Genomic DNA, 24,557 nt, shown 5'->3' with positions numbered 1-24,557 from the left:
AATCAGGCTTCTGCCAGAATCAGCTTCCAGCCGGTGACCTCATTCCAGTAGTTTTGCTCACGCTCCAGATCGAGCTGGACCAGGTTATTTTGACTGAAATAGCCCGCCGGGAAGGTAAGCGTCCAGTGGCCCTCATCACAGGTCAGCGTTAACGCGTCAGGACGTGTAGTCGCCTGGCGCTGGTTGTTCAGTAAGGTGCCAAGGCGCAGCAGGAATATCAGCGGCAGAAACTGTTTTTTCTTAAACAGCGTGACGCGAGGCAGTTCATCCACTTTGACGGCTTTACGGTGGAATCTGACCAGTGCTGCCAGCAGCATCTGCTGATCCTGGTTGAACCCCGGCAGGTTGGTGTTCTGCAAAATATAGGCTGAGTGGCGTTGCATGCCGCTGTGGTTGATCGTCAAGCCGACTTCGTGCAGCATCGCCGCCCATTTCAATAGCGCCGCCAGCTGAGGATTCGCGAGTTTGGGATTCTGGTCGCGCCATTGCAGATAGAGCTGCTCGGTGGTTTCCAGCACTCGACGCGCCTGGTCGCTGTCGATGGCATAGTGATTCGCCAGGCTCTGAGCGGTGCGGCTGCGAATATCCCGATGGCGGAAACGGCCTTCCATCTCATAAAGTACGCCTTCACGCAGCGCGCCATCGCTCAGGGTCAGTTCACGAATCGCCAGCGCATCAAACACGCCGCAAAGAATCGCCAGCCCCGGAACAAATACGCTTTTGCGCTCTTCAGACAGGCCTGGCAGACTCAGCGCAGCGAACGATTTATGCTTGATCACTTCATCATAAAGCTTTGTCAGTCGCTCTGGCGTAATCAGCTTCTCTTTCTCGCCCATCGCCAGCAGCACTTCGCAGGCCGCTTTGATGGTGCCGGAAGCACCAAGGGCATATTGCCAGCCGTGCAGACGATATTGCCACGCCAGGGTTTCCAGCTTCTGCGTGGCGGCCAGTCGGGCGCGACGGAAGTTTTCAACGCTGATTTCGCCGCCAGGGAAGTAAAGCTGGGCAAAGCTGACGCAGCCCATGCGGCGGCTTTCGACCAGCTGAGGCTCAAAATCTTCACCGATGACGAGCTCTGTCGAGCCGCCACCGATATCAATCACCAGCTTGCGTCCTTTTTCCGGTTGCGTATGTTCGACGCCCATAAAGATCAGGCGCGCTTCTTCGTGACCGGAAATCACCTCTATTGGATAAGGAATGACCTCTGCCGCGCGCTGTAAAAACGTCTCAGCGTTAACCGCCTGACGCAGCGTATGTGTGCCGACAATCGTCACGTTGCTGGCATTAAAGCCCTGCAGGCGTTCGGCAAACAGTGCCAGGCAGTTCAGACCGCGCTCCATGGCGTCTTCGCTCAGGTAATTTTTGGCATCCAGGCCATCAGCAAGATGCACGCGCTGCTTCAGTCGCCCCAATACCTGCAAAGCCCCATCCACCACACGGGCAATGACCATGTGGAAACTGTTTGAACCGAGATCGATGGCCGCAAACTCTTGAGGTTTCGGCGTACTTTTTTGGGATATTGGCATAGGCGTTATTCAGGTTGTTCCAGCTTCTTAATGTATTCGTAAATCGCCATTTGCGACCGCACCTTACGACGATTGCCGCGCTGAACGTATTGGTTGCTCAGCTCTTTATCCACCACGCGCGCTTTAACCGTGTCGCTGAGCTGAATGGCAATGATGTCCAGAATGCGCTGCTTTATTTGTGGATCCAGGATAGCCACGGCCACTTCGATACGGTAATCAATGTTACGCGTCATCCAGTCAGCCGAGGAGAGAAACACTTTCTTGTCTCCACCGTTTTCAAAGATATAAACGCGGTCATGTTCCAGGAAGCGATCAACGATACTGATCACACGAATATTTTCACTGATCCCAGGCAAGTCCGGAATCAATGAGCACATCCCACGAACCAGTAAATTAACATTTACGCCAACGCTGGAGGCCGTATAAAGCCTGTCTACCAGCCCTTTGTCCACCAGGTTGTTAATTTTAAGAGTTATGCCACTGGGGCGCTTTTGTTGGGCATTCGCAATCTCGTTATCGATCAAATCATACAGCATCCGACGTGAGTTTTGCGGAGAAACCATCAGGTGATCAAACGTCACCGGGCGGTACGGGTTTTCGATAAAGTTAAAGACCCGGCGCACTTCATTGGTGATCCGCGCATCGGCGGTCAGCAGCGAGTAGTCCGTGTACAGACGCGCGGTTTTCTCATTAAAGTTACCGGTGCCGATGTGGGCATAGCGCACGATTTCTTCGCCTTCACGACGGGAAATCAGGAACAGTTTGGCGTGAATTTTCAGGCCAGGCGCCGAGAAAATAACGTGAACACCGGCTTCTGTCAGGCGCTTAGCCCAGTAAATATTGGCTTCTTCATCGAAACGCGCCTGAAGTTCGACGACCACCGTCACTTTCTTACCGTTATAGGCGGCGTGAATCATCGCATCCATGATGCGGGAATGCTTGGCGACGCGGTAAATATTAATTTTAATCGCCAGCACGCTGGGGTCGAATGATGCCTGGCGTAGCAGTTCAAGCACATGCTCGAACGTGTGATACGGATAATAAAGCAGGACGTCGCGATTACGAATGGCGTCAAAACCGTTGCGGAAGCCGTCAAAACCAATGTGGCGAATCTGCGGCATCGGACGGTTAATCAGGTTGTTTTTCCCGACGTTAGGAAACCCGATAAAGTCTTTGAAGTTGTGATAGCGTCCGCCTGCCAGCACGGAGTCGTAGTTGGAAATCGACAGCTTGTCGCACAGCAGCGCCACCATAGAATCCGGCATATCGCGCTGATAGACAAAACGCACAGGTTCTGCCGTCAGACGCTGTTTCAGGCTGGAGGACATCAGTTCCAGCAGGCTGGACTCCATTTCGGTGACCAGATCGTACTCCGCATCGCGCGTCATTTTCATTGAATAGGCGTTCAGCGTGTCGTAATCGTAGAAACCTTTGAAAATATCATCCAGGCAGTAGCGCAGGATATTATCTAACAGGATCATCGGCTTGCGGCGGCGCGGCGGCTCCGCAGGCAGGTTAATAAAACGCGGGACCTTGTCTGACGGGATTTCCAGCAACGCGTACTGAATATCGCTGCCGCGAATGATCTCGACCGCCAGATAGGTGTAATCGTCTTTCAGAAACTCCGTCAGGTCGGTTTCATGGGTAATCAGGATCGGCGTGATGTGCTGACGCAGTTCATGCTTAAAGTAGTGACGCAGCCAGCTTTGCTGATTAGGTGAAAGCTGACGTTCGTTAATCAGAAAGATTTGATTGCGCGCCATTTCCAGCAACAGGTCGTTGTAGAGCGCATCGAATTCCTGATCCGATTTCAGGACGCGCTGCTGAATCTTCTTCAACAGGTGGCGCGGTGTGCTGGCGGAGCCTTGCTCTTCGCCAATCAGGATGCGTCGTTTCAGGTCGGCAAACCGGACCTTGTAAAATTCGTCGAGGTTATTTGAGTAAATACCTAAGAAACGCATACGTTCAATCAGCGGATTACTTTTGTCTGCCGCTTCCTGCAAAACACGTTCGTTAAAGCACAACCAGCTCATTTCTTTTTCAATATAAAGCTTTACCTGACCCATTCTCACTCCGTATGACGGTTGCAGGACTGACGACGCTACAGTATCCATCAGCATTATGGCGAGAGTATGGCAGGCTTGTCCAACAGCAAAAGTTGTCTTATCAAGCCGCTACGGGCAACATAGCGACTCATTTTCGCCGCATAATCAGGGCCGCATGAGCGTAAACCATATTCCCGTCCAGTTTAGCGATCGCCGACGTCGTGCTATTGACCGTTACACGCGGCGCCTCGTCACGTGCTGCGGGGTCGCTATTCTGTTACTGATGATGCTGCTGTTCTTTTGGTTGCTCTGGGTGGTCCTGCCGTTGTTTAGCGCACCGGGTGTGCACAGTCTCAGTCATCAGCGGCTCTGGGATGCATCGCCCGCACTGGCCATTGGTAATAAAGGCAGCGTTGGCTGGCGTATCAGTCGTGATGGCAAGGCACGATTTATACCGCTGAATGGCCAACCGCCTGAGCCCGCGCTGATGCTGACGCCCGCGCCGCAACAGGTGGTAACGAGCGCCGATGGCAATACGGTGCTGCTCAACGCACAGGGCAGTTTAACCCTGTTGCAGCCGGTGATAAGCAAAGGCGAAGGCGAATGGCATTTTCCGTTGGGCGATAGCGGCTTTCGTCTGCCCCAGGCCGACGTAAAAGAAATGGCTGTCGCCACACTTCGTCCCGATCAATGGCGGATTGCAGCGCTCACTGACGCGGGCGTCAGTCTGTTAACGCTGGAGACTAACCGCCAGGCTGCGCTCATCCAGCTGCCGGGTCTGCAGCCTGCGCATCTGGTGCTTTCGCCTAAAGGCGACCTGCTGTACACCACCGAAGGCCGCCTGCTGCGGGTCTGGCAAATCGATGACGGGCGGGCCTGGCTGCGGGAAACGCAGATGCTGCCGGAAGCGCCCCAACATATGCAGTTACTGGCCGGAGGCCAAACGCTGTTAATTCAGGACAGTCACGGTATTACGCAGTGGTTTTCCATTGCTGGCGATAACGGCCTGCGCCTGCACGCCATCCGCACGTTCGCACACAGCGCCGGACAGGGTCTGATCGTCAGTGAGGCGCAGCGCCGGGTTTTCGCTACCTTTGATCAAACCGGCCTGCTTAAGGTCTTTGCCAGCAAACAGGATGGGCCCATTCTGCAACACCAGTTAGCACCCGGCATCCTGCAGGCGCAGTTTTCGCCGCAGGGTGACAGCCTGTTGCTGGAGCGATCGTCAGGTTGGGAAACCCTTAAACTGACCAATCCCTGGCCGGATGTGACCTGGCGTAACTTCTGGCAAAAAATCTGGTATGAAAACTATCCCAAAGCCGACTGGGTCTGGCAGTCCACCAATGCCGGAGACAGCTATCAGGCGAAGTTCAGTTTAATTCCGATGGTGGTGGGCACGCTGAAAGCGGCCAGTATGGCGCTGCTTTTTGCCACGCCGCTTGCCCTGGCGGCCGCGATGTACACCGCCTGGTTTATGGCACCCGGTTTACGTCGTTGGGTGAAGCCTGCGATAGAGATGATGGGGGCGTTGCCCAGTGTGGTGATTGGGTTGATTGCCGGATTATGGTTAGCGCCCCATGTCGGTCAGGCATTAACAGGAATTCTGTTGCTGCCGGTCACGCTGGCGGGCAGTCTGCTTGGCTGCGGTATTCTGGCCCGCCGCTTACCGGCCCGCTGGCGGCAGCCGGGCCATGAGGTTATCCTGCTGCTGCCCGTGCTGCTTATTGTCGCGGCGTTAACGCTCTGGCTACCCACGCTTATCGTGCCGGATGCCGGTGACTGGCTGCCGCATTACGCGCAGCGTAATCTGCTGATAGCGGCGCTGGCGATGGGGTTTGCGCTGGTGCCGATGATTTTTACGCTGGCGGAAGATGCGCTGTTCAGCGTTCCGGCGTCGCTGGGGCAGGGCTCACTGGCGCTGGGCGCCACGCCGTGGCAAACCCTGACGCGGGTCGTGCTGCCGGGAGCGTCGGCCGGCATTTTTGCCGCGTTGATGATTGGTTTCGGACGGGCCGTAGGCGAAACCATGATTCTCTTAATGGCCACCGGGAACACGCCGCAAACTGAAGGCGACCTGTTCAGTGGCCTGCGCACGCTGTCAGCCAATATCGCGATTGAAATGCCTGAGGCGGCCGTTGGCAGCGCACATTACCGGATTCTGTTTTTAAGTGCGCTGGTGCTGCTGGTCTTCACGTTGATGATCAATACGGTTGCCGAGCTTATCCGCCAGCGTCTGCGCCTGCGTTTTAGCCAGTATAAGGAGCAGGCATGAAGGCGATACGACAAAACGATCGCTGGCGTTGGCTTACGGCGGGTGCCGTGACGGTCTGTTTACTGGCCTTTACCCTGTTGATCGCGCTGCTGGGATGGCAGGGGCTGCGCGCGTTCTGGCCCCATCCCGTCGATCTCTATCAGTTCACACTGCCTGATGGCAGCAAAACCCGTGTACTGGGCGAAACGCTTGAGCGGCAATCGCATTATCCGGCGCCTGACGCCGCGTCAGACGGCAAACCGGGCGACGTACATCGCTATCTGATTAAGACAGGCAACCGGGACTGGGCCGCGCCTGACTTTCGGGCGGTGCTGAGTCAGCAGGCACCGATTGTCAGCCAGCCGGACGACGTGATGGTGCTGCAGCGCCGCAGTCAGGGGAATGCCTATGGCTGGTTTGTCGGCCTGCGGGAAGAGAATGATGTTCTTACGGCAAAAGACATTATGGCGCTTCTGCAACAGCGCCTTGAACAGGTAAAGCTTATCGAGCAGCAGGCCAGCGAGATGCGTCGGGTCGATATTGCCCGGTTGAATGAACAACTGGACCAGTTGGACGATCAGGCTGAGCATCAGCGCGCGGCAAAGCAGTTCGATTTGCAGGCGCAGTCAGAATACGAGGCCAACCAGGCGGCGCTGCAACGCCGCCTACTTCAGCTGAATGACAGGCTGAACAGTCTGCAAGCGGAAAGCCAGCGTGATGCGCTGATTCTGCGCGATGTGAACGGCACTGATCACCGCATCCCTCTGTCGCAGATTGTGGAAGCCTGGCAACCCAACGCGATGAGCCTGACGCAAAAAATGGGGCATTTCTGCCAGCAGGTGTGGCGCTTTATTAGCGATTCGCCTGCCGAAGGAGAAAGCGAGTTTGGCGTGTTTCCGGCGATATTTGGCACGGTGCTCATGGTGCTGCTGATGTCTGTAGTTGTGATGCCGCTGGGCGTTATCGCGGCGCTGTGGCTACATGAATATGCGGAACGCAACGCGTTGACCCGTCTGGTACGCATCGCCGTGGTCAACCTGGCGGGCGTGCCCTCGATTGTGTATGGCGTATTTGGGCTGGGCTTTTTTGTCTGGCTGGTGGGCGGCACGGTGGACCAGCTGTTTTACAGCAGCACCTTGCCCGCCCCGACATTTGGTACGCCCGGTTTGCTGTGGGCGTCGCTGACACTGGCCCTGCTGACCTTGCCGGTGGTGATTGTCGCGACGGAAGAAGGGCTTTCCCGCATTCCCGATAGTCTTCGGCAGGGCTCGCTGGCGCTGGGGGCGACCCAGGCCGAAACGCTCTGGAACGTGGTATTGCCTATGGCCGTTCCGGCCATGTTAACCGGACTGATTCTGGCCGTGGCACGTGCCGCAGGCGAGACCGCGCCTCTGATGCTGGTGGGCGTGGTTAAAATGGTGCCGGAACTGCCGGTAGATGCGGTGTTCCCTTACCTGCACCTCGACAGAAAATTTATGCATCTGGGCTTTCAGATCTATGATCTCGCCTTTCAGAGCCCTAATACCGAAGCCGACCGGCCTCTGGTTTTCGCCACGGCGCTGCTTCTGGTGCTCATTATTCTGTTGCTGAACCTGTTAGCTATGGGCCTGCGTCACCGCCTGCGTGAACGCTATCGCCTGATGACTCAATAACTGACGATGACTATGATGCCCGAAACTGATATTGCGCTAACCGTTGATCATCTGTCGCTCTGGTACGGTGAGCGCCAGGTGCTTCAGGATGTCTCGCTGCAATTGCCCAAAAATCGCATCACCGCATTGATTGGCCCGTCCGGCTGCGGCAAATCAACGCTGCTGCGCTGCTTTAATCGTATGAACGACGTGATTGATCGCTGCCGCATTGAAGGGGACATTCTGCTGGATCAGCAGTCGATTATGCGACCTGCTCAGGATGTCTCTGCGCTGCGTCGCCGGGTCGGGATGGTGTTTCAGCGGCCCAATCCGTTTCCTAAATCGGTTTACGAAAATGTGGTGTACGGACTGCGGCTGCAAGGGGTGCGCGATAAGCGCGTACTGAATGAAGCCTGTGAACGGGCACTCCGGGCGGCGGCGCTGTGGGGCGAGGTGAAAGATCAGCTGGCACAGAATGCGCTGACGCTTTCCACGGGGCAACAACAAAGGCTGGTTATCGCCCGCGCTATTGCGATTGAGCCGGACGTCCTGTTACTTGATGAGCCAACATCCGCGCTGGACCCGATTTCTACCCTGGTGATCGAAGAACTGATGAGTACGCTCAGGCAGCATTTCACGCTGGTGCTGGTCACCCACAACATGCAGCAGGCTTCACGTGTGTCGGATTACACAGCCTTTATGCATCAGGGATCGCTGGTGGAGTTTGACACCACAGACAGGATTTTCACCACACCACAGGTGCGCCGGACGGAAGATTACATCACCGGGCGTTACGGTTGAAAGGGCAGGGAGCCTGGCTCCCTGAGCATTAATCGTGGGCGTAGCCCTGAGCGGGTAAGGGATGACCATCCAGCCAGGCTTTTCCCTCACGCATGGTCAGTCGGCCTTCGGTAAACCAGTTAATTACCAGTGGGTAGATGGCATGTTCCTGATGCTGAACGCGTTCGGTAATCTCGGCCTCGCTGTCTTCAGCAAACACCGGCACCCTGGCCTGCAAAATGACCGGGCCACCATCCAGTTCATCGGTCACGAAGTGCACGGATGTACCGTGCTCCTTATCGCCGTTTTCCAGCGCCTGGCGGTGCGTATGCAGACCGGGATATTTCGGCAGCAGCGACGGATGAATGTTCAGCAGACGGTCAGAGTAATGCGCCACGAAGCCCGGACTCAGAATGCGCATATAACCCGCCAGCACCACCAGATCCGGTGCATACGCATCGATCTCACGCATCAGCTGCCGATCAAAACTGTCGCGATCGTTAAAGTCACGTGCATCCAGCGCTTTTGCCGGGATCCCGGCCTCCTGCGCGCGAACTAAACCATAGGCGGAGGCTTTGTTACTGAACACGGCAGCGACGCTGCCGTGAATACGCCCGTTTGCACAGGCGTCGAGGATGGACTGAAGGTTACTTCCGTTACCCGAAATCAGTACAACCAGCTTTTTCATGAATGAATAACCACACGCTCTTCCGAGTCTGAGGCGTTAATCACACCAATTTTCCAGGCGTTTTCCCCGGCAGCACGCATCAGGTCAACGGCCTTATCCGCGTCAGCCGGGCTCAGCGCGATGATCATGCCCACGCCGCAGTTGAAGGTGCGATACATCTCATGACGACTGACATTGCCCGCCTGCTGCATCCAGCCGAACACCGCAGGCCACTGCCAGCTTTTCTCGTCAATCACCGCCTGAGTATTGTCGGGCAGGACACGCGGAATGTTTTCCCAGAAACCGCCGCCGGTGAGATGAGCAATCGCGTGCACATCCACCTGCTCAATCAGGCTGAGGATGTTTTTGACGTAAATGCGCGTCGGCGCCAGTAAGTGATCGGCCAGCGGTTTTCCTTCCAGTTGCTCAACCAACGGATCGGTGCCGCTGACTTCCAGAATCTTACGCACCAGGGAATAGCCATTCGAGTGCGGGCCGCTTGAGCCCAGGGCGATCAGCACATCACCGTCCTGAACCTTGCTACCGTCAATGATTTCTGACTTTTCAACCACACCGACGCAAAAGCCCGCGACATCGTAATCTTCGCCATGATACATGCCCGGCATTTCAGCGGTTTCGCCGCCCACCAGCGCACAGCCTGACTGCAGACAACCTTCGGCGATACCGGTGATGACCGCCGATGCGGTGTCCACATCCAGCTTGCCGGTCGCGTAGTAATCCAGGAAGAAGAGAGGCTCCGCGCCCTGTACCACCAGGTCGTTAACACACATAGCAACCAGATCGATACCAATGGCATCGTGACGTTTGAGATCCATCGCCAGACGCAGCTTGGTGCCCACGCCATCGGTGCCGGAGACCAGCACAGGCTCACGGTATTTTTGCGGCAGCGCACAAAGCGCACCGAAGCCGCCTAGTCCACCCATGACTTCCGGGCGACGCGTCTTTTTCACTACGCTTTTAATACGGTCAACCAGAGCGTTACCAGCATCAATATCAACACCGGCGTCTTTGTAGCTGAGAGAGGTCTTATCGGTCACTGCGAGGTCCCCACGCGAGTTGCGGTTGGTGGTTTAATATAAAGCGCGGCAATTCTATCAGCGCAGGCAAACGTTTGCGAGTCTCAGATTGCGTCCCCGACAATTTTCATCAATCCTTATTTTATGCGGTGGATTGCGCAAGCACATGTGGCGCGATGCTAAAAAGGCGGTATAATCCCGCGATTTTTTTTTAGCTCAACTCACTCCGGGAGAACAACAATGAAGATCGTGGAAGTTAAACACCCGCTGGTCAAACATAAACTGGGACTGATGCGTGAGCATGATATCAGTACGAAGCGTTTCCGTGAGCTGGCCTCTGAAGTGGGCAGTCTGCTGACCTATGAAGCCACGGCCGATCTGGAAACCGAAAAGGTCACCATTGAGGGCTGGAATGGCCCGGTTCAGGTTGATCAAATTAAAGGCAAAAAAATCACCGTTGTGCCCATCCTGCGTGCCGGCCTGGGCATGATGGAAGGCGTACTGGAGCACGTGCCCAGCGCGCGCATCAGCGTGGTAGGCGTGTACCGTGACGAAGAAACGCTGGAGCCTGTACCTTATTTCCAGAAGCTGGTGTCCAACATTGAAGAGCGCCTGGCGCTGGTGGTCGATCCGATGCTGGCGACGGGCGGCTCCATGATCGCCACTATCGATCTCCTGAAAAAAGCCGGCTGCAGCAGCATTAAAGTGCTGGTGCTGGTCGCTGCGCCAGAAGGCATTGCCGCACTGGAGAAAGCGCACCCGGACGTGGAGCTGTACACCGCCTCCGTGGACCAGGGCCTGAACGACAAGGGTTACATCATTCCGGGCCTGGGTGACGCGGGCGATAAGATTTTCGGCACCAAATAGTGACCTGTTCAGGCGGCTTCATGCAGCACCTTGCTGTCAGCCTGCAGGCGCAGGCCGAGCCGCTTTTTTTCGCAACAGCCAATAACCTTCATCAGCCGACCAGAGAGTCGGCTTTTTTTTGACCAAAAACAGACTATCAACTCAAGGGGACTTTTAATGACTCGTCGCGCTATCGGCGTTAGCGAACGGCCGCCATTACTGCAAACGATTCCGCTCAGCCTGCAACATCTGTTCGCCATGTTCGGCGCAACGGTGCTGGTACCCATCCTCTTTCATATCAACCCGGCTACGGTACTGCTGTTTAACGGTGTCGGGACGCTGCTGTATCTGTTTATCTGTAAAGGTAAGATCCCCGCTTATCTGGGATCCAGTTTTGCCTTTATTTCACCTGTTTTACTCCTGCTGCCGCTGGGTTACGAAGTGGCGCTGGGGGGATTTATTCTCTGCGGCGTGCTGTTCTGTCTGGTCGCGTTGATCGTCAAAAAAGCCGGTACCGGCTGGCTGGATGTGATGTTTCCGCCTGCAGCAATGGGCGCTATTGTGGCGGTCATTGGTCTGGAGCTGGCGGGCGTCGCAGCAAACATGGCAGGCCTGCTCCCTGCTGAAGGTCATGCGCCTGACGGGACAACCGTGCTGATTTCGCTGGTCACCCTGGCCGTCACCGTTTTTGGCTCGGTGTTATTTCGTGGCTTTATGGCCATTATCCCGATTTTGATCGGCGTGCTGGTGGGCTACGCGCTTTCCGCTTTTATGGGCATTGTGGACTGGCGCGGCGTGGAAAGTGCGCCGTGGTTTGCATTACCGACGTTTTATACGCCGCGTTTTGAATGGGTGGCGATGTTAACGATCCTGCCCGCCGCGCTGGTGGTGATCGCCGAACATGTGGGCCACCTGGTGGTCACGGCCAATATTGTTAAGCGTGATCTGGTCCGTGATCCCGGCCTGCATCGTTCCATGTTCGCCAACGGTTTATCGACCGTCATTTCGGGTTTCTTTGGATCCACGCCAAACACCACCTATGGTGAAAACATCGGCGTAATGGCCATTACCCGCGTGTACAGCACCTGGGTGATTGGCGGCGCGGCCATTTTCGCGATTTTGCTCTCCTGCGTGGGTAAACTGGCAGCGGCTATACAGGCGATCCCGGTGCCGGTCATGGGCGGCGTCTCCTTGCTGCTGTACGGCGTCATCGGTGCCTCCGGTATTCGTGTCCTGATCGAATCTAAAGTGGACTACAACAAAGCGCAAAACCTGATTCTGACCTCCGTGATCCTGATCATTGGCGTCAGCGGCGCGAAAGTGCACATCGGTGCCGCCGAGCTGAAAGGGATGGCGCTGGCGACGCTGGTTGGCGTTGCGCTGGCGTTGATTTTCCGCGTCATTTCCCTGCTGCGCCCGGAAGAAGTGGTGCTTGATGCAGAAGAGACACGCGACACATCGTCATGATGAAGCCCTGAAGACGCGGGCAGGGACGCCCGATTCATCTCTTCGCAAAAACTATGATAGACTGCCCCCGATTTTTGCCTGTTCGCTTGCTGAGGTGCTTCTGAACACGCCGGCACAATTGTCATTGCCACTCTATCTACCTGACAACGAAACCTTTGCCAGCTTCTGGCCGGGGGAAAACCCCTCGCTGATCGCTGCGATCAAGGGGGCGCTAAGCCAACAACATGGCAGCTATCTCTACTTCTGGTCTCGCGAAGGAGGAGGGCGCAGCCATCTGCTGCACGCTGCCTGCGCTGAAATGTCCGCGCGTGGTGAAGCCGTGGGCTATGTACCGCTGGATAAGCGCACCTGGTTTGTTCCAGAGGTGCTGGACGGCATGGAACAACTGCCGCTGGTTTGCATCGACAATATCGAATGCATCGCGGGAGAAGAAGCCTGGGAAATGGCGATTTTTAATCTCTATAACCGCATCCTGGAAACCGGCAATACCCGGCTCTTTATTACCGGCGATCGTCCCCCGCGTCAGCTGAACCTGCATTTACCCGATCTGGCATCACGGCTCGACTGGGGGCAAATCTACCGTCTGCAGCCGCTCTCCGATGAAGATAAGTTACAGGCTTTACAGCTTCGCGCCGGACTGCGTGGGTTCGAACTGCCTGAAGACGTCGGCCGGTTTTTACTGAAGCGGCTGGATCGGGAGATGCGCACGCTGTTTGATACGCTGGATCGTCTGGATAGCGCCTCTATCAGTGCGCAACGCAAACTCACGATCCCGTTTGTTAAAGAAACGCTTGGACTTTAAAGAATCGCCAGTACCGCCTCGGGCGGACGGCCTAAGCGGGCCCGATCGCCATTGATCACAATGGGCCGCTCAATCAGAATGGGATTTTCCACCATCGCGTCCAGCAAAGCGCTTTCGCTTAACGCTGCCTGATCCAGCGCCAGGGCGGTATAGGTCGGTTCGTTGCGGCGCATCAACTGACGCGCGCTCTCCATGCCCAGTTTCTGCAGCAGAATCTGCAACGTCGCTTTGTCGGGCGGCGTCTCCAGATAGCGCACAATCACCGGCTGGATGCCACGCTGCTCCAGCAGTGCCAGAGTTTCCCGACTCTTACTGCAACGGGGATTATGATAAAGCGTCACCATACTGCTTATCCTTTCTGATATTGCTTAAAGCGTTGCTGCAACTGGCGCAACTGATCGATGCGCGCATCATAACGCGCCTGTTTCAGGCTCCCCAGCGGCACCTGGGCACTGGCCTGGCTCAGGGCACTGATGGCCTGAGCGATCTGACCATTTAAGGCCAGACTTTCGGCACGGGCAAACAGCTCTTCGTCGGTATGGCCCTGCTGTGCTGAAGCCTGAGCCAGCAAATCCCATCCGTTGGTGTCATCTTTGTGTGTCCATGTATAGCGGTTCAGAATGCGGCTGGCATTGGCGGGTTGCTTCGCTTCAACATAAGCGTTCGCCAGGTTGAGCTGAACGACCGGGCTGGTTTTAGCCGCCTGCGTCGCGGTCAACAGTGCAATGGCCTGCTGTGGCTGATTCAGGCCGATATCAATATCCGTCATCAGGTCAAGCAGCCAGACGTTCTCACGCTGCTTAGCCAAAAGTGGCGTCACAATCCTTTTGGCTTCGCCATAGTTTTTGGCCTGCAAAAACTGCACCGCCTTACCGTACCGGGAAGCCAGCTGCTCGCGTGCATTACCGTTGGCATACTGGTTCAGTAACTCATCGGTCAGTTGATTACGGCCGGTCGGATACATGCCCAACGTGCGCACCTTTGCCAGATAAAAGTCCTGAGAAGACTGGACTACCACCGCGCGCATCTGGTTTGCCCGGTTGCGCGCATCGGCGAGACGGCTGTCTGGTAAGGGGTGAGTCAGCAGAATTTCAGGCGGTTTGGAAGAAAACCGGCTCTGATCGGCCAGTTTTTGCAGAAAGTCCGGCATGGCCTGCGGGTTAAAGCCCGCGCGCTGCAAAACCTGAATACCAATGCGGTCGGCTTCCTGTTCGTTATTCTGCGTAAAACTGATGATGCCCTGCTGGGTACCCGCCAGTGTACCGGTTAAGGCGGCCATGCCCGCCTGTGGGCTGGCCATCGCCAGCAGGATCGATCCCAAAGCCCCTACCCAGGTCAGCGGGGCATTGCGCTTTTGATCTTCCATCGCCCGCGCCAGATGGCGCTGCGTCACGTGGGAGATCTCGTGCGCCATCACCGAGGCCAGCTGGCTTTCAGTATCGGTGAAGCGGAATAGCGCGGCGTGCAACACCACATTGCCACCAAAAAACGCAAAGGCGTTAAGTTCATCATTTTGAATCAGGAAAAAGTGGAAAGGCGTTTTAACCGCGTCCGCGTGAGAAACCAGCCGTTGACCGAGCTGATTGATGTACTGATTTAGCAGGGGATCGTTAATCAGCGGGGCGCTGGCACGTAGTTGCCGCACATAGAAATCCCCCATCTGCAACTCCTGATTAATCGACAGCGTAGAGCCTGCGGTCGTGCCCATATCCGGCAGGGAGTCGCTGATATCCGCCTGCGAGGTCAGCGGACAGGATAACGTGAGTGCAGGGAGTAGCGCAGCAATCAGCGTTTTTTTTAACCGGTTCAACATGCCTGAATCCTGTAATGAATCCCTGAATGGGACAGGTAAGCCGCTAATATGTTCTGTTTTACCCACGAATAGCGAGGCGTCCTGCGTATCTTAACCACAGGGCATGAAGAATGAAATGACGTTGTCGCGCGCACTGCGCGGCAGGATTGTGATAATGCTTCAAACCTGACGAAAAAATTTGACGGTACAATGATCTGCAAAGCGCCTGAATAACAGCCTGTCCGGATGAAAATGGCCGACAACGTTGGCATAAACGCAAGGGCCGAATACAAAGATACACGCGGACTGACATGCGGGCCGGGTAGCCACAAGGCGGACGCGCTGAAAAGCAACAAAAAAACTGAACATACTGGCCATTTTCCCAGGTATTCTCTGAAAAAAAGGCCCTGTACCGTAACGATTATCAGAAAGGTAAATTAAAAATATTGATGGTGAAAATGCCTTTATTGCCGACAGGCTATTTATGGCTGGCAAGGAAGCGCCAGGAAATCGCGTTATCCAATCAGGAACCGTGACACGCTTTATGAACCATCTTAAATAAGAAAGGAAAAACACGGTCGATAAAAAATACTTTTTATCACGCTCCGTTTTTATTTTATGGCCGTCCCGACAAAATGCTATTAAGAATTTCAGCTGCTCTCCGCGCTGTACCACTGTGATATAGATAAGCCGCCGTCATCTTCAGGAGCCGCCGACGTTGCGGTAGCACGGTATACATCAGATTTAAACAGCAGGAGAGTGAGTGATGCGACCAGCAGCCTTTATTGTGGTAGCGGCGGTAGCGGGATTTATTGGCGGGAATGTTATGCAGTTGCCAGTATTAGTCGACAAGGTCAGCGGTAAATTTGCCAGTAAAACAGAACCCAGTGATTACTGGAGCACTCCGGCCATTCAGGGCTATGGAAAAATACATTATGTGGATACACCCGCGTATAAACCCGGCACGGTAGCGGATCTCAGTAATAAAATTGTTTTTCAAATTAATCGCAGTGAAGGCGATATTCGTCGGCCTAATCTGGGGCTGGAGCGCGTGGCACGCGTCACGAATCTCTATTACGCCGCGGGTGTACCGTTAGATAAACTGAATTTCGTCGTGTCAATTAACAGTGATGCCGTTCCCGCCGCACTGAATAATGAACAGTTTCATAAAGCATACGGGGTGGATAATCCTAACCTCCAGTTAATTAGCGCACTGGAAAAGGCGGGCGTGAAAGTGTCCATTTGCGATCAGTCAGTGGCGTTTCACCATTTCGAGCGTGACTGGATTGATACGCGCGTCACCCACACGATCTCCAGCGGCACCACCGTTGCCACGCTGCAAAACCAGGGTTATGCCTTTTTGATGCTGTAAGTCTCGCGATGGCGGTGCGCGCCGCTGTCACCTTAACGTCATCTTTCCGCGATGTGCATGTCATAAAACGCCTTTAGTGTAAGCGCCAATGAGATCGATCTCATTGGCGACTGACGAGGGTGAAATGAGTGACTTAATTCGTGTGGCAGAACGGGCTGGGGTTTCGCGCGCCACCGCCGCACGTGCCTTTTCCGATCCCCATCTGCTTAAACCCGGCACGCTGAAAAAGGTGCTGGATGCCTCGGAAGCACTGGGTTTTCGCCCCAACCATATTGCACGCCAGCTCCGTACCCAGAGTTCGACCACTCTGGGCGTACTGCTGCCATCACTCAGTAACCCGGTGTTTGCGTTACAGCTTCAGGCGATGGAGCACCAGGCCCGGCTGGCGGGTTATGGCCTGCTGGTCGCGACAACGGATTATCAGCCAGAACGTGAGGCGGCGATCGTTGAACACATGCTGCGTCAGCGCGTAGCAGGGATGGTCCTGACCGTGTCAGATGCTGACAGCAGCGCCGTATTACCCACCCTGGCTGAAGCCCGCATGCCTTTCATTCTGGCGCATAACATGCCGCAGAACACCGCCTGGCGCAGCGTCTGTGTGGATAACCGCCGGGCAATGGCAGAAGCCACTGCGCACCTGATCGCGCTGGGCCATCGGCATATTGTCATGGCGGCAGGGCCGATGTTGCAGTCTGACCGTGCACGTCAGCGCTACCTCGGCTATTGCGATGCGATGCAGCAGGCAGGCTTTACGCCCAGCGCGCTGGTTGATATGCCCAGCCACATTCACGCCCTGTTCGATCCCTTTTTACCGTTGATGACGGGCAGCGATCCGCTGACCGCCGTAATTTGCAGTAACGACCTCCTGGCCATCAGCCTGATGGGGGCGGCCGCGCGTGCAGGCATTAACGTACCGCAACAGCTGTCTGTTATGGGCTTCGATGGTATTGCCATCGGTGAACAGCTTTCGCCTTCACTGGCCAGCGTGGTGCAGCCCAGCGAGCGGTTGGGTGCCTGCGCCATCGATATGCTTCTCGATTCGTCTGCTGAGGCTTCGCGCTTACTGGACCACCACCTGCGTTCAGGCGAGAGCATCGCAGCAATTTTTCATTCTTCAACATCAGGAAAACATCATGTCTACACACAATAAAATTGCGCTGTTTGCCAGCGCGGCGTTGCTTACCGCCTGTGCATTATCCAGCCCGCTGGCGCAGGCCGAGGAGAATGCGATTTGCTACAACTGCCCACCGGAATGGGCGGACTGGGCGACACAGCTCCAGGCGATCAAAAAAGACACCGGTATTGTCGTGCCGCAGGATAATAAAAACTCCGGCCAGGCCCTGGCGCAGCTCGTCGCCGAAAAAAATAACCCCGTCGCCGATGTGGTGTATTACGGTGTCAGTTTTGGGATTCAGGCGGCACAGGCAGGCGTGGTGACCGACTACAAACCCGCCAACTGGGATCAGGTTCCGGCAGGGATGAAAGACCCGCAGGGTAAGTGGGTCGCGCTGCACTCTGGCACCATGGGGTTTATGGTTAACGTCGATGCCCTGGGCGGCGCGCCGGTGCCGACGTCCTGGGACGACCTGCTGAAGCCAGAATACAAAGGCATGGTGGGTTATCTGGATCCCGCCAGTGCGTTTGTCGGCTATGTCGCCGCCGTGGCGGTGAACCAGGCGAAAGGGGGCACGATGCAGGATTTTACCCCCGCGCTGACGTGGTTCAAAAAGCTGCAGGCCAACAAGCCGATTGTGCCTAAACAAACCGCCTATGCCCGCCTTATCTCTGGCGAAATCCCGATTTTGCTGGATTACGACTTCAATGCCTATCGCGCGAAGTATAAAGATCACGCCAACGTCGTCTTTGTCATTCCTCAGGAAGGCACGGTGACGGTGCCTTACGTCATCAGTCTGGTAAAAAACGCCCCTCATGCTGCCAATGGCAAGAAAGTGATGGACTACGTGCTGTCGGATAAAGGGCAGGCGATTTGGGCTAACGCCTATCTGCGCCCGGTGCGGCCTTCTGCGATGTCCGCAGAGGCTAAAAAGCGCTTCCTGCCCGACAGCGATTACGCGCGCGCCCATACTGTTGACTACCAGCAGATGGCTGATGCACAGAAAGCCTTCTCTGCCCGTTATTTGAGTGAGATTCGGTAATGGCCTTGTCGAATGCCCGCAGCGGTTTACCGGTGGCCTCGCGCCACCGGTCTCGCCGACGTGAGCAGGGGGCCAACTGGCCATGGATGCTGCTGCCGGCCTTACTGTTTTTTGCCGCCTTCTGGCTGTTGCCTTTTGCCCGTTTATTACAGATGGGCATGACGCCGGATCGCAGCACCCGGCACAGTGGTTACTGGACAGTGATTACCCAGCCCCAGTATCTGCAAAGCCTGTTTAACACCGTCCTGTTGTCGCTGGCGGTCACACTGGTCACGCTGGCGATTGCCAGCGTGGTGGGCTGTTTTCTGGCTCGCCAGCGCTTCGCCGGGCGCGGTACCTTACTGGCATTGCTCACGTTCCCCCTGGCGTTCCCCGGCGTGGTGGTCGGGTTTTTAGTGGTGATGCTGGCGGGACGGCAGGGCGTGCTGGCGCAGATCAGTATGCAACTGGTTCATGAACGCTGGACGCTGGCCTACTCGCTTACGGGGCTGTTTATTGGCTATCTCTACTTTTCACTGCCCCGCGCCATTGTCACGCTGGTCGCCGCCAGTGAAAAACTGGATCGTTCGCTGGAGGAGGCCGCTCGCTCATTGGGCGCCAGCCAGTGGCGCATTATTTGTGACGTGATTGTGCCGGGTCTGAAACCGGCACTGCTCTCCAGCGGTGCACTGTGTTTTGCCACCAGTATGGGCGCATTCGGCACCGCCTTTACGCTGGGCACCGACCTGAGCGTACTGCCACTCACGATTTACGGCGAGTTTACTAACTATGCCAACTTCGCCACGGCGGCGGCGCTGTCGGTGGTCATGGGCGCGGTGGCCTGGCTGGGATTGATGCTGGCACGTGTACTGACCCAATCCCGGGAGGAGAAGACCTCATGAAACGGCGTGGACTGTTCTGGCTGCAAATCGCGATCACGACGCTGACCGCCCTGTTCATGATTGTGCCGGTGGTGTTATCCATGCTGGCGGGCGTCACGCAAAACTACTTTGTCGGCCTGCGTAGCGGGCTGACGTTGAAGTGGGTTGAACAGGTGTGGGACATGTACAGCGACACGTTTTGGCTGTCGCTGATGATCGCGGTGAGCTGTTTGCTTGTCACGATGGTTGTCGGCGTGCCCGCCGCCTGGGGATTACTCAAGTCGCCATCGCGCTGGTCGTCACGTATTGAAGAGTGCCTGATGCTGCCCGTGGCGCTACCGGGCCTGGCGACGGCGCTGGGGATTATCCTGCTGTACGGCCAGTTTTCCGGCCTGCGCGACAGTTGGGTCTTTATCCTGATTGGCCATGTGCTGTTTACGCTGCCGTTTATGATTCGCCCGGTTCTGGCCGTGATGCAGGCTATCCAGTTGCCCCGACTGGAAGAGGCAGCCGCCAGCCTGGGGGCAGGCTTCTGGCAGCGTTTTTTCACCGTGGTGGTTCCCAACTGCCGTAACGGCATTCTTGCCGGGGCTTTTATGGTGACAACGCTGTCGGTCGGCGAATTCAATATTACCTGGATGTTACATACACCGCTGACCAAAACGCTGCCTGTGGGCCTGGCCGACAGCTATGCCTCCATGCGGCTGGAAGTCGGCTCGGCGTACACCTTGATCTTCATTTTAATGATTTTACCCCTGCTGCTGATGCTTAACGCCTGTAATCACTGGCTTGAACGTCAGTCACGTCAGCCACTCAGCGAGGAAAAGGCATGAATAACGATGCTGTTAACGTTACGTTGCGCGGCTGCGCGCGCCGTTTTGCGCATCACCAGGCGCTGCATCCTCTGGATCTCAGCGTGCACGCTGGCGAAACCCTGGTGCTGCTGGGGCCATCGGGCTGTGGCAAAACCACGACGTTGCGCATTATCAGTGGCCTGGAGCGTACCGATGCGCCGGGTGAAGTCTGGTTTGACGATCGCAACGTGACCGATTTGCCGATTGAAAAACGTAACGTCGGGATGGTGTTCCAAAACTATGCGCTGTTTCCCAATCTCAACGTGGCGCAAAACGTGGCCTACGGCCTGAAAGTGCAGGGCATCCCGCGTGCCGAACGCGAGGCACGAGTCCAGGAGATGCTGGAACTGGTCGATCTGACTGCACTGGCCCAGCGCCATATCGATAAACTCTCTGGTGGTCAGAAGCAGCGCGTTGCGCTGGCAAGAGCCCTGGCGGCCCGGCCTAAAGTGTTGCTCTTTGATGAGCCGCTGGCGGCGCTGGACGCCAAACTGCGCGAACGCCTGCGCGCAGACATCGGCGATCTGCTGAAAAAGCTGGCGATTACCGCCGTCTATGTGACGCACGATCAGCAGGAAGCCATGGCACTGGGCGACCGTATTGCGGTCATGGAGCAGGGCCGCCTGGTCCAGATTGCGACGCCGCAGGCCATTTATCAGCGTCCGGCTTCGCGCTTTGTGGCGGACTTCGTGGGCGCGATTAACTGCATTGAAACCGATGAGCAGGGGCAGCCGGTGAGATTCTGTCGTCCAGAGGATGTCCTGCTGGCAGAAGCGGGGCGCTATGCCCGACACGGCTGTATCGTCGCCAGCACCTTTCTCGGTGCCTCTCAACGCCTGCAGATCGATATTGGCCTGGATAAGCCCATCCAGGTTGAGCGTCACGCGCGCGAAAACTGGCATGCCGGGCAGCGTATCAGCTGGTCACTGGCCGGGCAGGCCGCGCTGGAATTTACCGCTTAAGGAGTGAAAGAGTGTCCGCTAATCCTACGCTGATCGCACAGATCAGTGACTTACATATTAAAGCGCAGGGGCGTTTGTCGTATAAGAAAGTCGATACGCACACGGCGTTACTGCGGGCCATCGCCACGCTGAATGCACTGCAACCGCGTCCTGACGTGGTCGTGATTACCGGTGACCTGGTGGATTTCGGCACCGCCGCAGAGTACCAGACGCTGCGCCAGGCGCTGGAGAGGCTGGAACGGCCCTTTTACCTGATGGCAGGTAATCATGACGACCGCCAGGCCCTGCGGGCCGCGTTTCCCGATCACACTTATCTGCAACAGGGCCCGACGCTCAACTGGCGGCTTATCGTCAGGGACGTCCAGCTACTGGCGCTGGATTCCAGCGTGCCGCACCAGCCATGGGGTGAACTTGATGATCGGCAGCTTCGCTGGCTGGATGACGCACTCACTGCGTCACCAGACATGCCCACATTGGTGATGCTGCACCATCCGCCGTTTGTCTGCGGTATTGCTCATATGGACCGTCAGCGATTACGTCAGCCCGAAGCACTGGCGGCGATTATTGCCCGCCATCCCCAGGTTGAACGGGTGCTGTGTGGGCATGTACATCGGGCTGTTCAGACGCGGTTTGCCGGCACGCTGGCCTGTATTGCGCCCGGCGTTTCTCACCAGGTTGCGCTGGATCTGCAACCGGATGGCCCGGCCAATTTTGTGCTGGAACCGGCGGGGTTTTTGCTGCATCGCTGGCAACGGGAGCAGGGCATGACCACCCACCAGTGCGCAATCGGCGACTACGACGGCCCCTGGCCCTTCTATGACGAAAACGGTTTAATCGATTAAATGTGCGTCAGGGCGATTTTTTGAACTGTACTGTGCTTAAGCCTGCTCAAAATGTCCTACAGCGTGTAGACTTACAGGCTGTAGAACCGCGATATGATAAAAACAACAGAGCCAGGCACAGCACAATGAATTTTCGCACTGTGGCGTCAACGCCATGTTAATGAATTTCCGTCCAAGAGCTGACTTACGCACGCTTATTGCGCTGCTGGTCATCATCAGCATCGTTATCACCCTGGCCAATAATTTATATGCCACATGGCGCGTGCAGCGCATGGTGCTGATCGACAGTACGCTGGAAGCCAACCGCGCCTACGCGGCTAAGCTGGCCTCGACCAGTGAGGTTTTTTTTCGTCTGGCGCAGTCACAGTTGCACTTTAGTGCCAATGTACTGGGAAAGGATTTCGATAACGAAGAACTGTTAAAAACGGAAGTGAATCGCCTGCGCGAGCAGACGGACAGTTTTAACTCGGTGGCCGTCGTGGATGAAAACGGTACGGTGCGGGCCATCTCGCCGGAGTCGCTGACCCTGACCGGCATGCATCTGACCAGTGATGCGTCACGTGAAGCGCTGCAAACCCGGCAGCCCATGATCAGCAAGCCCACGGTTTCCGCCGCCAATAACCTGCTTATCTTTGTTTCATGGCCCATCTGGAACAGTCAGGGACGCTATCTCGGTTATGTCGGCGGCACCATTTACCTGAAAAAGAAAAGCATTCTGAATGCCCTGCTGGGTGAACAGTTTTACCGGGACGGCACCAGCGTCTTTGTGCTCGACAGCAATAATCAGGTGCTCTATCACCAGAACCGGCAACTGGTTGGCAAAACCATACCGCCGCTGTTGAGCGACCGTGAACGGCAGGAAAAAGATAACGGTTCACTGGTGTTAACGGAAACCGACAAACCCACCCGGCTGGCGGGCTATGCCATCGTTCCGACCACGGGCTGGATGGTCGTGGCGCTAAAACCGGTAGACGCGACGCTGCAACCGCTGTCGGGTCTGATACTTAAAGTCCTGAAACACTCGGTTCCCTTCGCGCTTCTGACCTTGCTGGTGGCGGTGATTCTGGCCCGGATGATCGCTATGCCGCTCTGGCAACTGGCCCGCAAAGCCAGCAAGATTGATGGTCAGAGCGCCACCAACGATATCGGCGGCATTCATGCCTGGTATTTTGAGGCGGCGCAGGTGAAACGTGCCCTGCTGACCGGTATCGGGCTGGTGCAGGATAAGATTGGCCGTCTGAGTTCTGAGGCACAAACCGATCCGCTGACTCAGCTCCTCAACCGACGTGGCCTGAATGCCGTGCTCGATTATTTCCAGACGCTGCAACAGCCTTTTGCCGTGCTGGCACTGGATATCGATCATTTCAAAAACGTTAACGATAACTGGGGCCATGACGTCGGCGACCGGGTGATCCAGCAGGTGGCCAGAACGCTCCAGCAAAGCGCCAGAAAGCAGGATATTGTCAGCCGTAACGGCGGGGAAGAGTTCCTGATGCTGTTACCGGATACCAGTCTGGCCGACGCCGAGGCCATCGCTGAGCGCATACGTCTGAGCATCGCAGGCGAGGCGGTGGAAAATGTCGGCAATATCACGCTCTCAATTGGCGTGGCCGAATGGAGTGCACGCCGCGTGCCGCTGGAAACCAGTCTGAAGCGTGCCGACGATGCGCTCTATCAGGCCAAAAACGCAGGACGTAACTGCACTGTCGTCGCGAAATAGCGCGAAAGCGGCGCACCCTTTTCATCGTCTGAAGGCAGAAACGATGCCCGATGCAGCAGGGCTGCGCTCAGGAATTGATATGTTCCCGGCAGTAGCGTCGCTTCCAGCTGGCGGGCGTTAAGCCCGTTAGCTTGCGAAAAATCTGGCGAAAGTATCCGACATCATTAAAGCCACACTGACGCGCCACATCGGTTAACGAGAGGGAATCCCCGGTCAGCAATTTTTCTGCCATGACGATACGCTGGCGGTGAATGGCTTCCGTCAGCGTTAAGCGGAAAACGCGCCGGTAAACCCGCCCAAGGTAATCTGCATTACAGTGCAGCGTTTTCGCCAGACCCGAGGTGGACAGGGGCAAATGATACTGCGTGCGAATCAGCTGATTCGCCTTCCAGGCCAGATCGGCACCGGGGCTGTCAACGGTGTTCTCTTGCATGGCCGGGACGGTAAGCTGCTGCAGGATAAGCAGTAAAATACACTCCAGCGCCACGCTACGGTGAATATTCTGCTGTTCACTGAGAAACTGCCGGAACAGGGCAATGACATAAGCCGGATCGCCTACGCGCGTATGTTGAGGAAGGTGCAGCAGGCTCTGGTGTAACGTTGTCTGCGGTACAGGATGTTTCAACCAGTCGAAATGCAGCCAGTAAAATTTCAGATCAGGCGGAAATACGCCTTCTCCCACATGCCAGTGCCCGGGCCTGAGCAGTAAACTTTCTCCCGCCGTCACGCGAAACAGCACGTCGTCCTCACGGATAGTGAGTTGCCCACGCTCAACGAAAATAATTTCCCAGGAGGTCAGTCTGCGCGCCGGATGTGACCCTGTCCCGCGCGAAATAAACAGACCGCCGTTTTGCACCCGAACCGGAAACGCGATGGATAAGTCGAACATCATGATGCCTTTTCCCGCTGCTGATAGCGTTTTTTAGACTCTTCTCCCTGATTATTAA

The 24,557-nt window shown here is 56.1% G+C and carries 21 protein-coding genes; 14 read left to right on the top strand and 7 right to left on the bottom strand.

The features are described from left to right. Positions 1–2 precede the first annotated feature (2 nt). Together ppx and ppk1 are read right to left on the bottom strand one after the other, a co-directional pair. Positions 3–1,526 (bottom strand): exopolyphosphatase, encoded by a 1,524-nt coding sequence (gene ppx / locus C1N64_RS17820; protein WP_033740864.1) that lies wholly within the window; start codon positions 1,524–1,526, stop codon positions 3–5. Positions 1,527–1,531: 5 nt separating this feature from the next. Continuing rightward, positions 1,532–3,592: a polyphosphate kinase 1 gene (gene ppk1, locus C1N64_RS17815; RefSeq protein ID WP_006120467.1), complete on the bottom strand. Its 2,061-nt coding sequence runs from the start codon at positions 3,590–3,592 to the stop codon at positions 1,532–1,534. A 154-nt stretch (positions 3,593–3,746) separates the two neighbouring features. On the opposite strand from ppk1, the gene C1N64_RS17810 reads away from it, so the two are divergent. Genes C1N64_RS17810 through pstB form a run of 3 tightly spaced genes read left to right on the top strand, consistent with a single transcriptional unit; the run spans position 3,747 to position 8,254 of the window. Continuing rightward, positions 3,747–5,843 (top strand): ABC transporter permease subunit, encoded by a 2,097-nt coding sequence (locus C1N64_RS17810; protein ID WP_394515048.1) that lies wholly within the window; start codon positions 3,747–3,749, stop codon positions 5,841–5,843. Beyond that, positions 5,840–7,474: a phosphate ABC transporter permease PstA gene (gene pstA / locus C1N64_RS17805; RefSeq protein WP_375096649.1), complete on the top strand. Its 1,635-nt coding sequence runs from the start codon at positions 5,840–5,842 to the stop codon at positions 7,472–7,474. The genes C1N64_RS17810 and pstA overlap by 4 nt, the downstream gene beginning before the upstream one ends. Before the next feature lie 12 nt (positions 7,475–7,486). Then, complete coding sequence (gene pstB / locus C1N64_RS17800; RefSeq protein ID WP_033740860.1) at positions 7,487–8,254, top strand: phosphate ABC transporter ATP-binding protein PstB; 768 nt, start codon at positions 7,487–7,489, stop codon at positions 8,252–8,254. 28 nt (positions 8,255–8,282) lie between these two features. Here pstB and purN read toward each other — a convergent pair whose 3' ends face one another. Next, positions 8,283–8,921 (bottom strand): phosphoribosylglycinamide formyltransferase, encoded by a 639-nt coding sequence (gene purN, locus C1N64_RS17795; protein ID WP_006120462.1) that lies wholly within the window; start codon positions 8,919–8,921, stop codon positions 8,283–8,285. Beyond that, positions 8,918–9,958: a phosphoribosylformylglycinamidine cyclo-ligase gene (gene purM / locus C1N64_RS17790; RefSeq protein WP_394515047.1), complete on the bottom strand. Its 1,041-nt coding sequence runs from the start codon at positions 9,956–9,958 to the stop codon at positions 8,918–8,920. Before purM ends, purN begins: the two co-directional genes overlap by 4 nt. Positions 9,959–10,177: 219 nt before the next feature. On the opposite strand from purM, the gene upp reads away from it, so the two are divergent. The 3 genes from upp (at position 10,178) to hda (ending at position 13,052) form a co-directional block, all read left to right on the top strand. Next, positions 10,178–10,804, top strand: a complete 627-nt coding sequence (gene upp, locus C1N64_RS17785) for a uracil phosphoribosyltransferase (RefSeq protein ID WP_013026702.1) — start codon at positions 10,178–10,180, stop codon at positions 10,802–10,804. A gap of 156 nt (positions 10,805–10,960) precedes the next feature. After that, a complete protein-coding gene (gene uraA, locus C1N64_RS17780; RefSeq protein WP_039339935.1) occupies positions 10,961–12,250 on the top strand; it encodes a uracil permease in 1,290 nt (429 codons plus the stop codon). A gap of 94 nt (positions 12,251–12,344) precedes the next feature. After that, positions 12,345–13,052 carry a DnaA inactivator Hda gene (gene hda, locus C1N64_RS17775; protein WP_033740991.1) on the top strand — a complete coding sequence of 236 codons (708 nt, stop codon included), beginning with the start codon at positions 12,345–12,347 and terminating at the stop codon, positions 13,050–13,052. On the opposite strand, the gene arsC is transcribed toward hda, so the two are convergent. Both arsC and C1N64_RS17765 read right to left on the bottom strand, forming a co-directional pair. After that, positions 13,049–13,396, bottom strand: coding sequence for an arsenate reductase (glutaredoxin) (arsC, locus tag C1N64_RS17770; protein ID WP_006120455.1), 348 nt, complete (start codon positions 13,394–13,396; stop codon positions 13,049–13,051). The two genes, hda and arsC, sit on opposite strands and share 4 nt — an antisense overlap. A gap of 5 nt (positions 13,397–13,401) precedes the next feature. Next, positions 13,402–14,865: a beta-barrel assembly-enhancing protease gene (locus tag C1N64_RS17765; protein ID WP_394515046.1), complete on the bottom strand. Its 1,464-nt coding sequence runs from the start codon at positions 14,863–14,865 to the stop codon at positions 13,402–13,404. A 745-nt stretch (positions 14,866–15,610) separates the two neighbouring features. Between C1N64_RS17765 and C1N64_RS17760 the strand changes: the two genes are divergently transcribed. The 8 genes from C1N64_RS17760 to C1N64_RS17725 all read left to right on the top strand — a co-directional run bounded on the left by C1N64_RS17760 (position 15,611) and on the right by C1N64_RS17725 (position 23,610). Continuing rightward, positions 15,611–16,216, top strand: a complete 606-nt coding sequence (locus tag C1N64_RS17760) for a DsrE family protein (protein ID WP_006120453.1) — start codon at positions 15,611–15,613, stop codon at positions 16,214–16,216. Positions 16,217–16,340: 124 nt separating this feature from the next. Beyond that, positions 16,341–17,366: a substrate-binding domain-containing protein gene (locus tag C1N64_RS17755; protein WP_394515045.1), complete on the top strand. Its 1,026-nt coding sequence runs from the start codon at positions 16,341–16,343 to the stop codon at positions 17,364–17,366. After that, positions 17,350–18,372 carry an ABC transporter substrate-binding protein gene (locus tag C1N64_RS17750; RefSeq protein WP_039339928.1) on the top strand — a complete coding sequence of 341 codons (1,023 nt, stop codon included), beginning with the start codon at positions 17,350–17,352 and terminating at the stop codon, positions 18,370–18,372. Before C1N64_RS17755 ends, C1N64_RS17750 begins: the two co-directional genes overlap by 17 nt. Then, a complete protein-coding gene (locus tag C1N64_RS17745) occupies positions 18,372–19,253 on the top strand; it encodes an ABC transporter permease (protein ID WP_033740851.1) in 882 nt (293 codons plus the stop codon). Before C1N64_RS17750 ends, C1N64_RS17745 begins: the two co-directional genes overlap by 1 nt. Continuing rightward, on the top strand, positions 19,250–20,065 hold the full coding sequence (locus tag C1N64_RS17740; protein ID WP_054633348.1) for an ABC transporter permease: 816 nt from the start codon (positions 19,250–19,252) through the stop codon (positions 20,063–20,065). The genes C1N64_RS17745 and C1N64_RS17740 overlap by 4 nt, the downstream gene beginning before the upstream one ends. Then, complete coding sequence (locus tag C1N64_RS17735) at positions 20,062–21,048, top strand: ABC transporter ATP-binding protein (RefSeq protein WP_033740849.1); 987 nt, start codon at positions 20,062–20,064, stop codon at positions 21,046–21,048. The genes C1N64_RS17740 and C1N64_RS17735 overlap by 4 nt, the downstream gene beginning before the upstream one ends. A gap of 11 nt (positions 21,049–21,059) precedes the next feature. Continuing rightward, a complete protein-coding gene (locus C1N64_RS17730; protein ID WP_367143781.1) occupies positions 21,060–21,890 on the top strand; it encodes a phosphodiesterase in 831 nt (276 codons plus the stop codon). Between the two features lie 154 nt (positions 21,891–22,044). Next, positions 22,045–23,610 (top strand): sensor domain-containing diguanylate cyclase, encoded by a 1,566-nt coding sequence (locus C1N64_RS17725; protein ID WP_164482402.1) that lies wholly within the window; start codon positions 22,045–22,047, stop codon positions 23,608–23,610. A gap of 67 nt (positions 23,611–23,677) precedes the next feature. On the opposite strand, the gene C1N64_RS17720 is transcribed toward C1N64_RS17725, so the two are convergent. After that, positions 23,678–24,499, bottom strand: a complete 822-nt coding sequence (locus C1N64_RS17720; RefSeq protein WP_039339919.1) for a helix-turn-helix domain-containing protein — start codon at positions 24,497–24,499, stop codon at positions 23,678–23,680. Between the last annotated feature and the right edge of the window lie 58 nt (positions 24,500–24,557).

This window comes from Pantoea sp. SGAir0215, from assembly GCF_043543215.1.
Note: the sequence above shows the minus strand (reverse complement) of the source record. Positions and strands in the feature narration are given on the sequence as shown.

Excerpts from the sequence above, each read along its gene's own strand:
- ppx (WP_033740864.1), bottom strand. The coding sequence starts at position 1,526 with ATGCCAATATCCCAAAAAAGTACGCCGAAACCTCAAGAGTTTGCGGCC.
- ppk1 (WP_006120467.1), bottom strand. The coding sequence starts at position 3,592 with ATGGGTCAGGTAAAGCTTTATATTGAAAAAGAAATGAGCTGGTTGTGC.
- C1N64_RS17810 (WP_394515048.1), top strand. The coding sequence starts at position 3,747 with ATGAGCGTAAACCATATTCCCGTCCAGTTTAGCGATCGCCGACGTCGT.
- pstA (WP_375096649.1), top strand. The coding sequence starts at position 5,840 with ATGAAGGCGATACGACAAAACGATCGCTGGCGTTGGCTTACGGCGGGT.
- pstB (WP_033740860.1), top strand. The coding sequence starts at position 7,487 with ATGATGCCCGAAACTGATATTGCGCTAACCGTTGATCATCTGTCGCTC.
- purN (WP_006120462.1), bottom strand. The coding sequence starts at position 8,921 with ATGAAAAAGCTGGTTGTACTGATTTCGGGTAACGGAAGTAACCTTCAG.
- upp (WP_013026702.1), top strand. The coding sequence starts at position 10,178 with ATGAAGATCGTGGAAGTTAAACACCCGCTGGTCAAACATAAACTGGGA.
- uraA (WP_039339935.1), top strand. The coding sequence starts at position 10,961 with ATGACTCGTCGCGCTATCGGCGTTAGCGAACGGCCGCCATTACTGCAA.
- arsC (WP_006120455.1), bottom strand. The coding sequence starts at position 13,396 with ATGGTGACGCTTTATCATAATCCCCGTTGCAGTAAGAGTCGGGAAACT.
- C1N64_RS17765 (WP_394515046.1), bottom strand. The coding sequence starts at position 14,865 with ATGTTGAACCGGTTAAAAAAAACGCTGATTGCTGCGCTACTCCCTGCA.
- C1N64_RS17760 (WP_006120453.1), top strand. The coding sequence starts at position 15,611 with ATGCGACCAGCAGCCTTTATTGTGGTAGCGGCGGTAGCGGGATTTATT.
- C1N64_RS17755 (WP_394515045.1), top strand. The coding sequence starts at position 16,341 with ATGAGTGACTTAATTCGTGTGGCAGAACGGGCTGGGGTTTCGCGCGCC.
- C1N64_RS17750 (WP_039339928.1), top strand. The coding sequence starts at position 17,350 with ATGTCTACACACAATAAAATTGCGCTGTTTGCCAGCGCGGCGTTGCTT.
- C1N64_RS17745 (WP_033740851.1), top strand. The coding sequence starts at position 18,372 with ATGGCCTTGTCGAATGCCCGCAGCGGTTTACCGGTGGCCTCGCGCCAC.
- C1N64_RS17740 (WP_054633348.1), top strand. The coding sequence starts at position 19,250 with ATGAAACGGCGTGGACTGTTCTGGCTGCAAATCGCGATCACGACGCTG.
- C1N64_RS17735 (WP_033740849.1), top strand. The coding sequence starts at position 20,062 with ATGAATAACGATGCTGTTAACGTTACGTTGCGCGGCTGCGCGCGCCGT.
- C1N64_RS17725 (WP_164482402.1), top strand. The coding sequence starts at position 22,045 with ATGTTAATGAATTTCCGTCCAAGAGCTGACTTACGCACGCTTATTGCG.
- C1N64_RS17720 (WP_039339919.1), bottom strand. The coding sequence starts at position 24,499 with ATGTTCGACTTATCCATCGCGTTTCCGGTTCGGGTGCAAAACGGCGGT.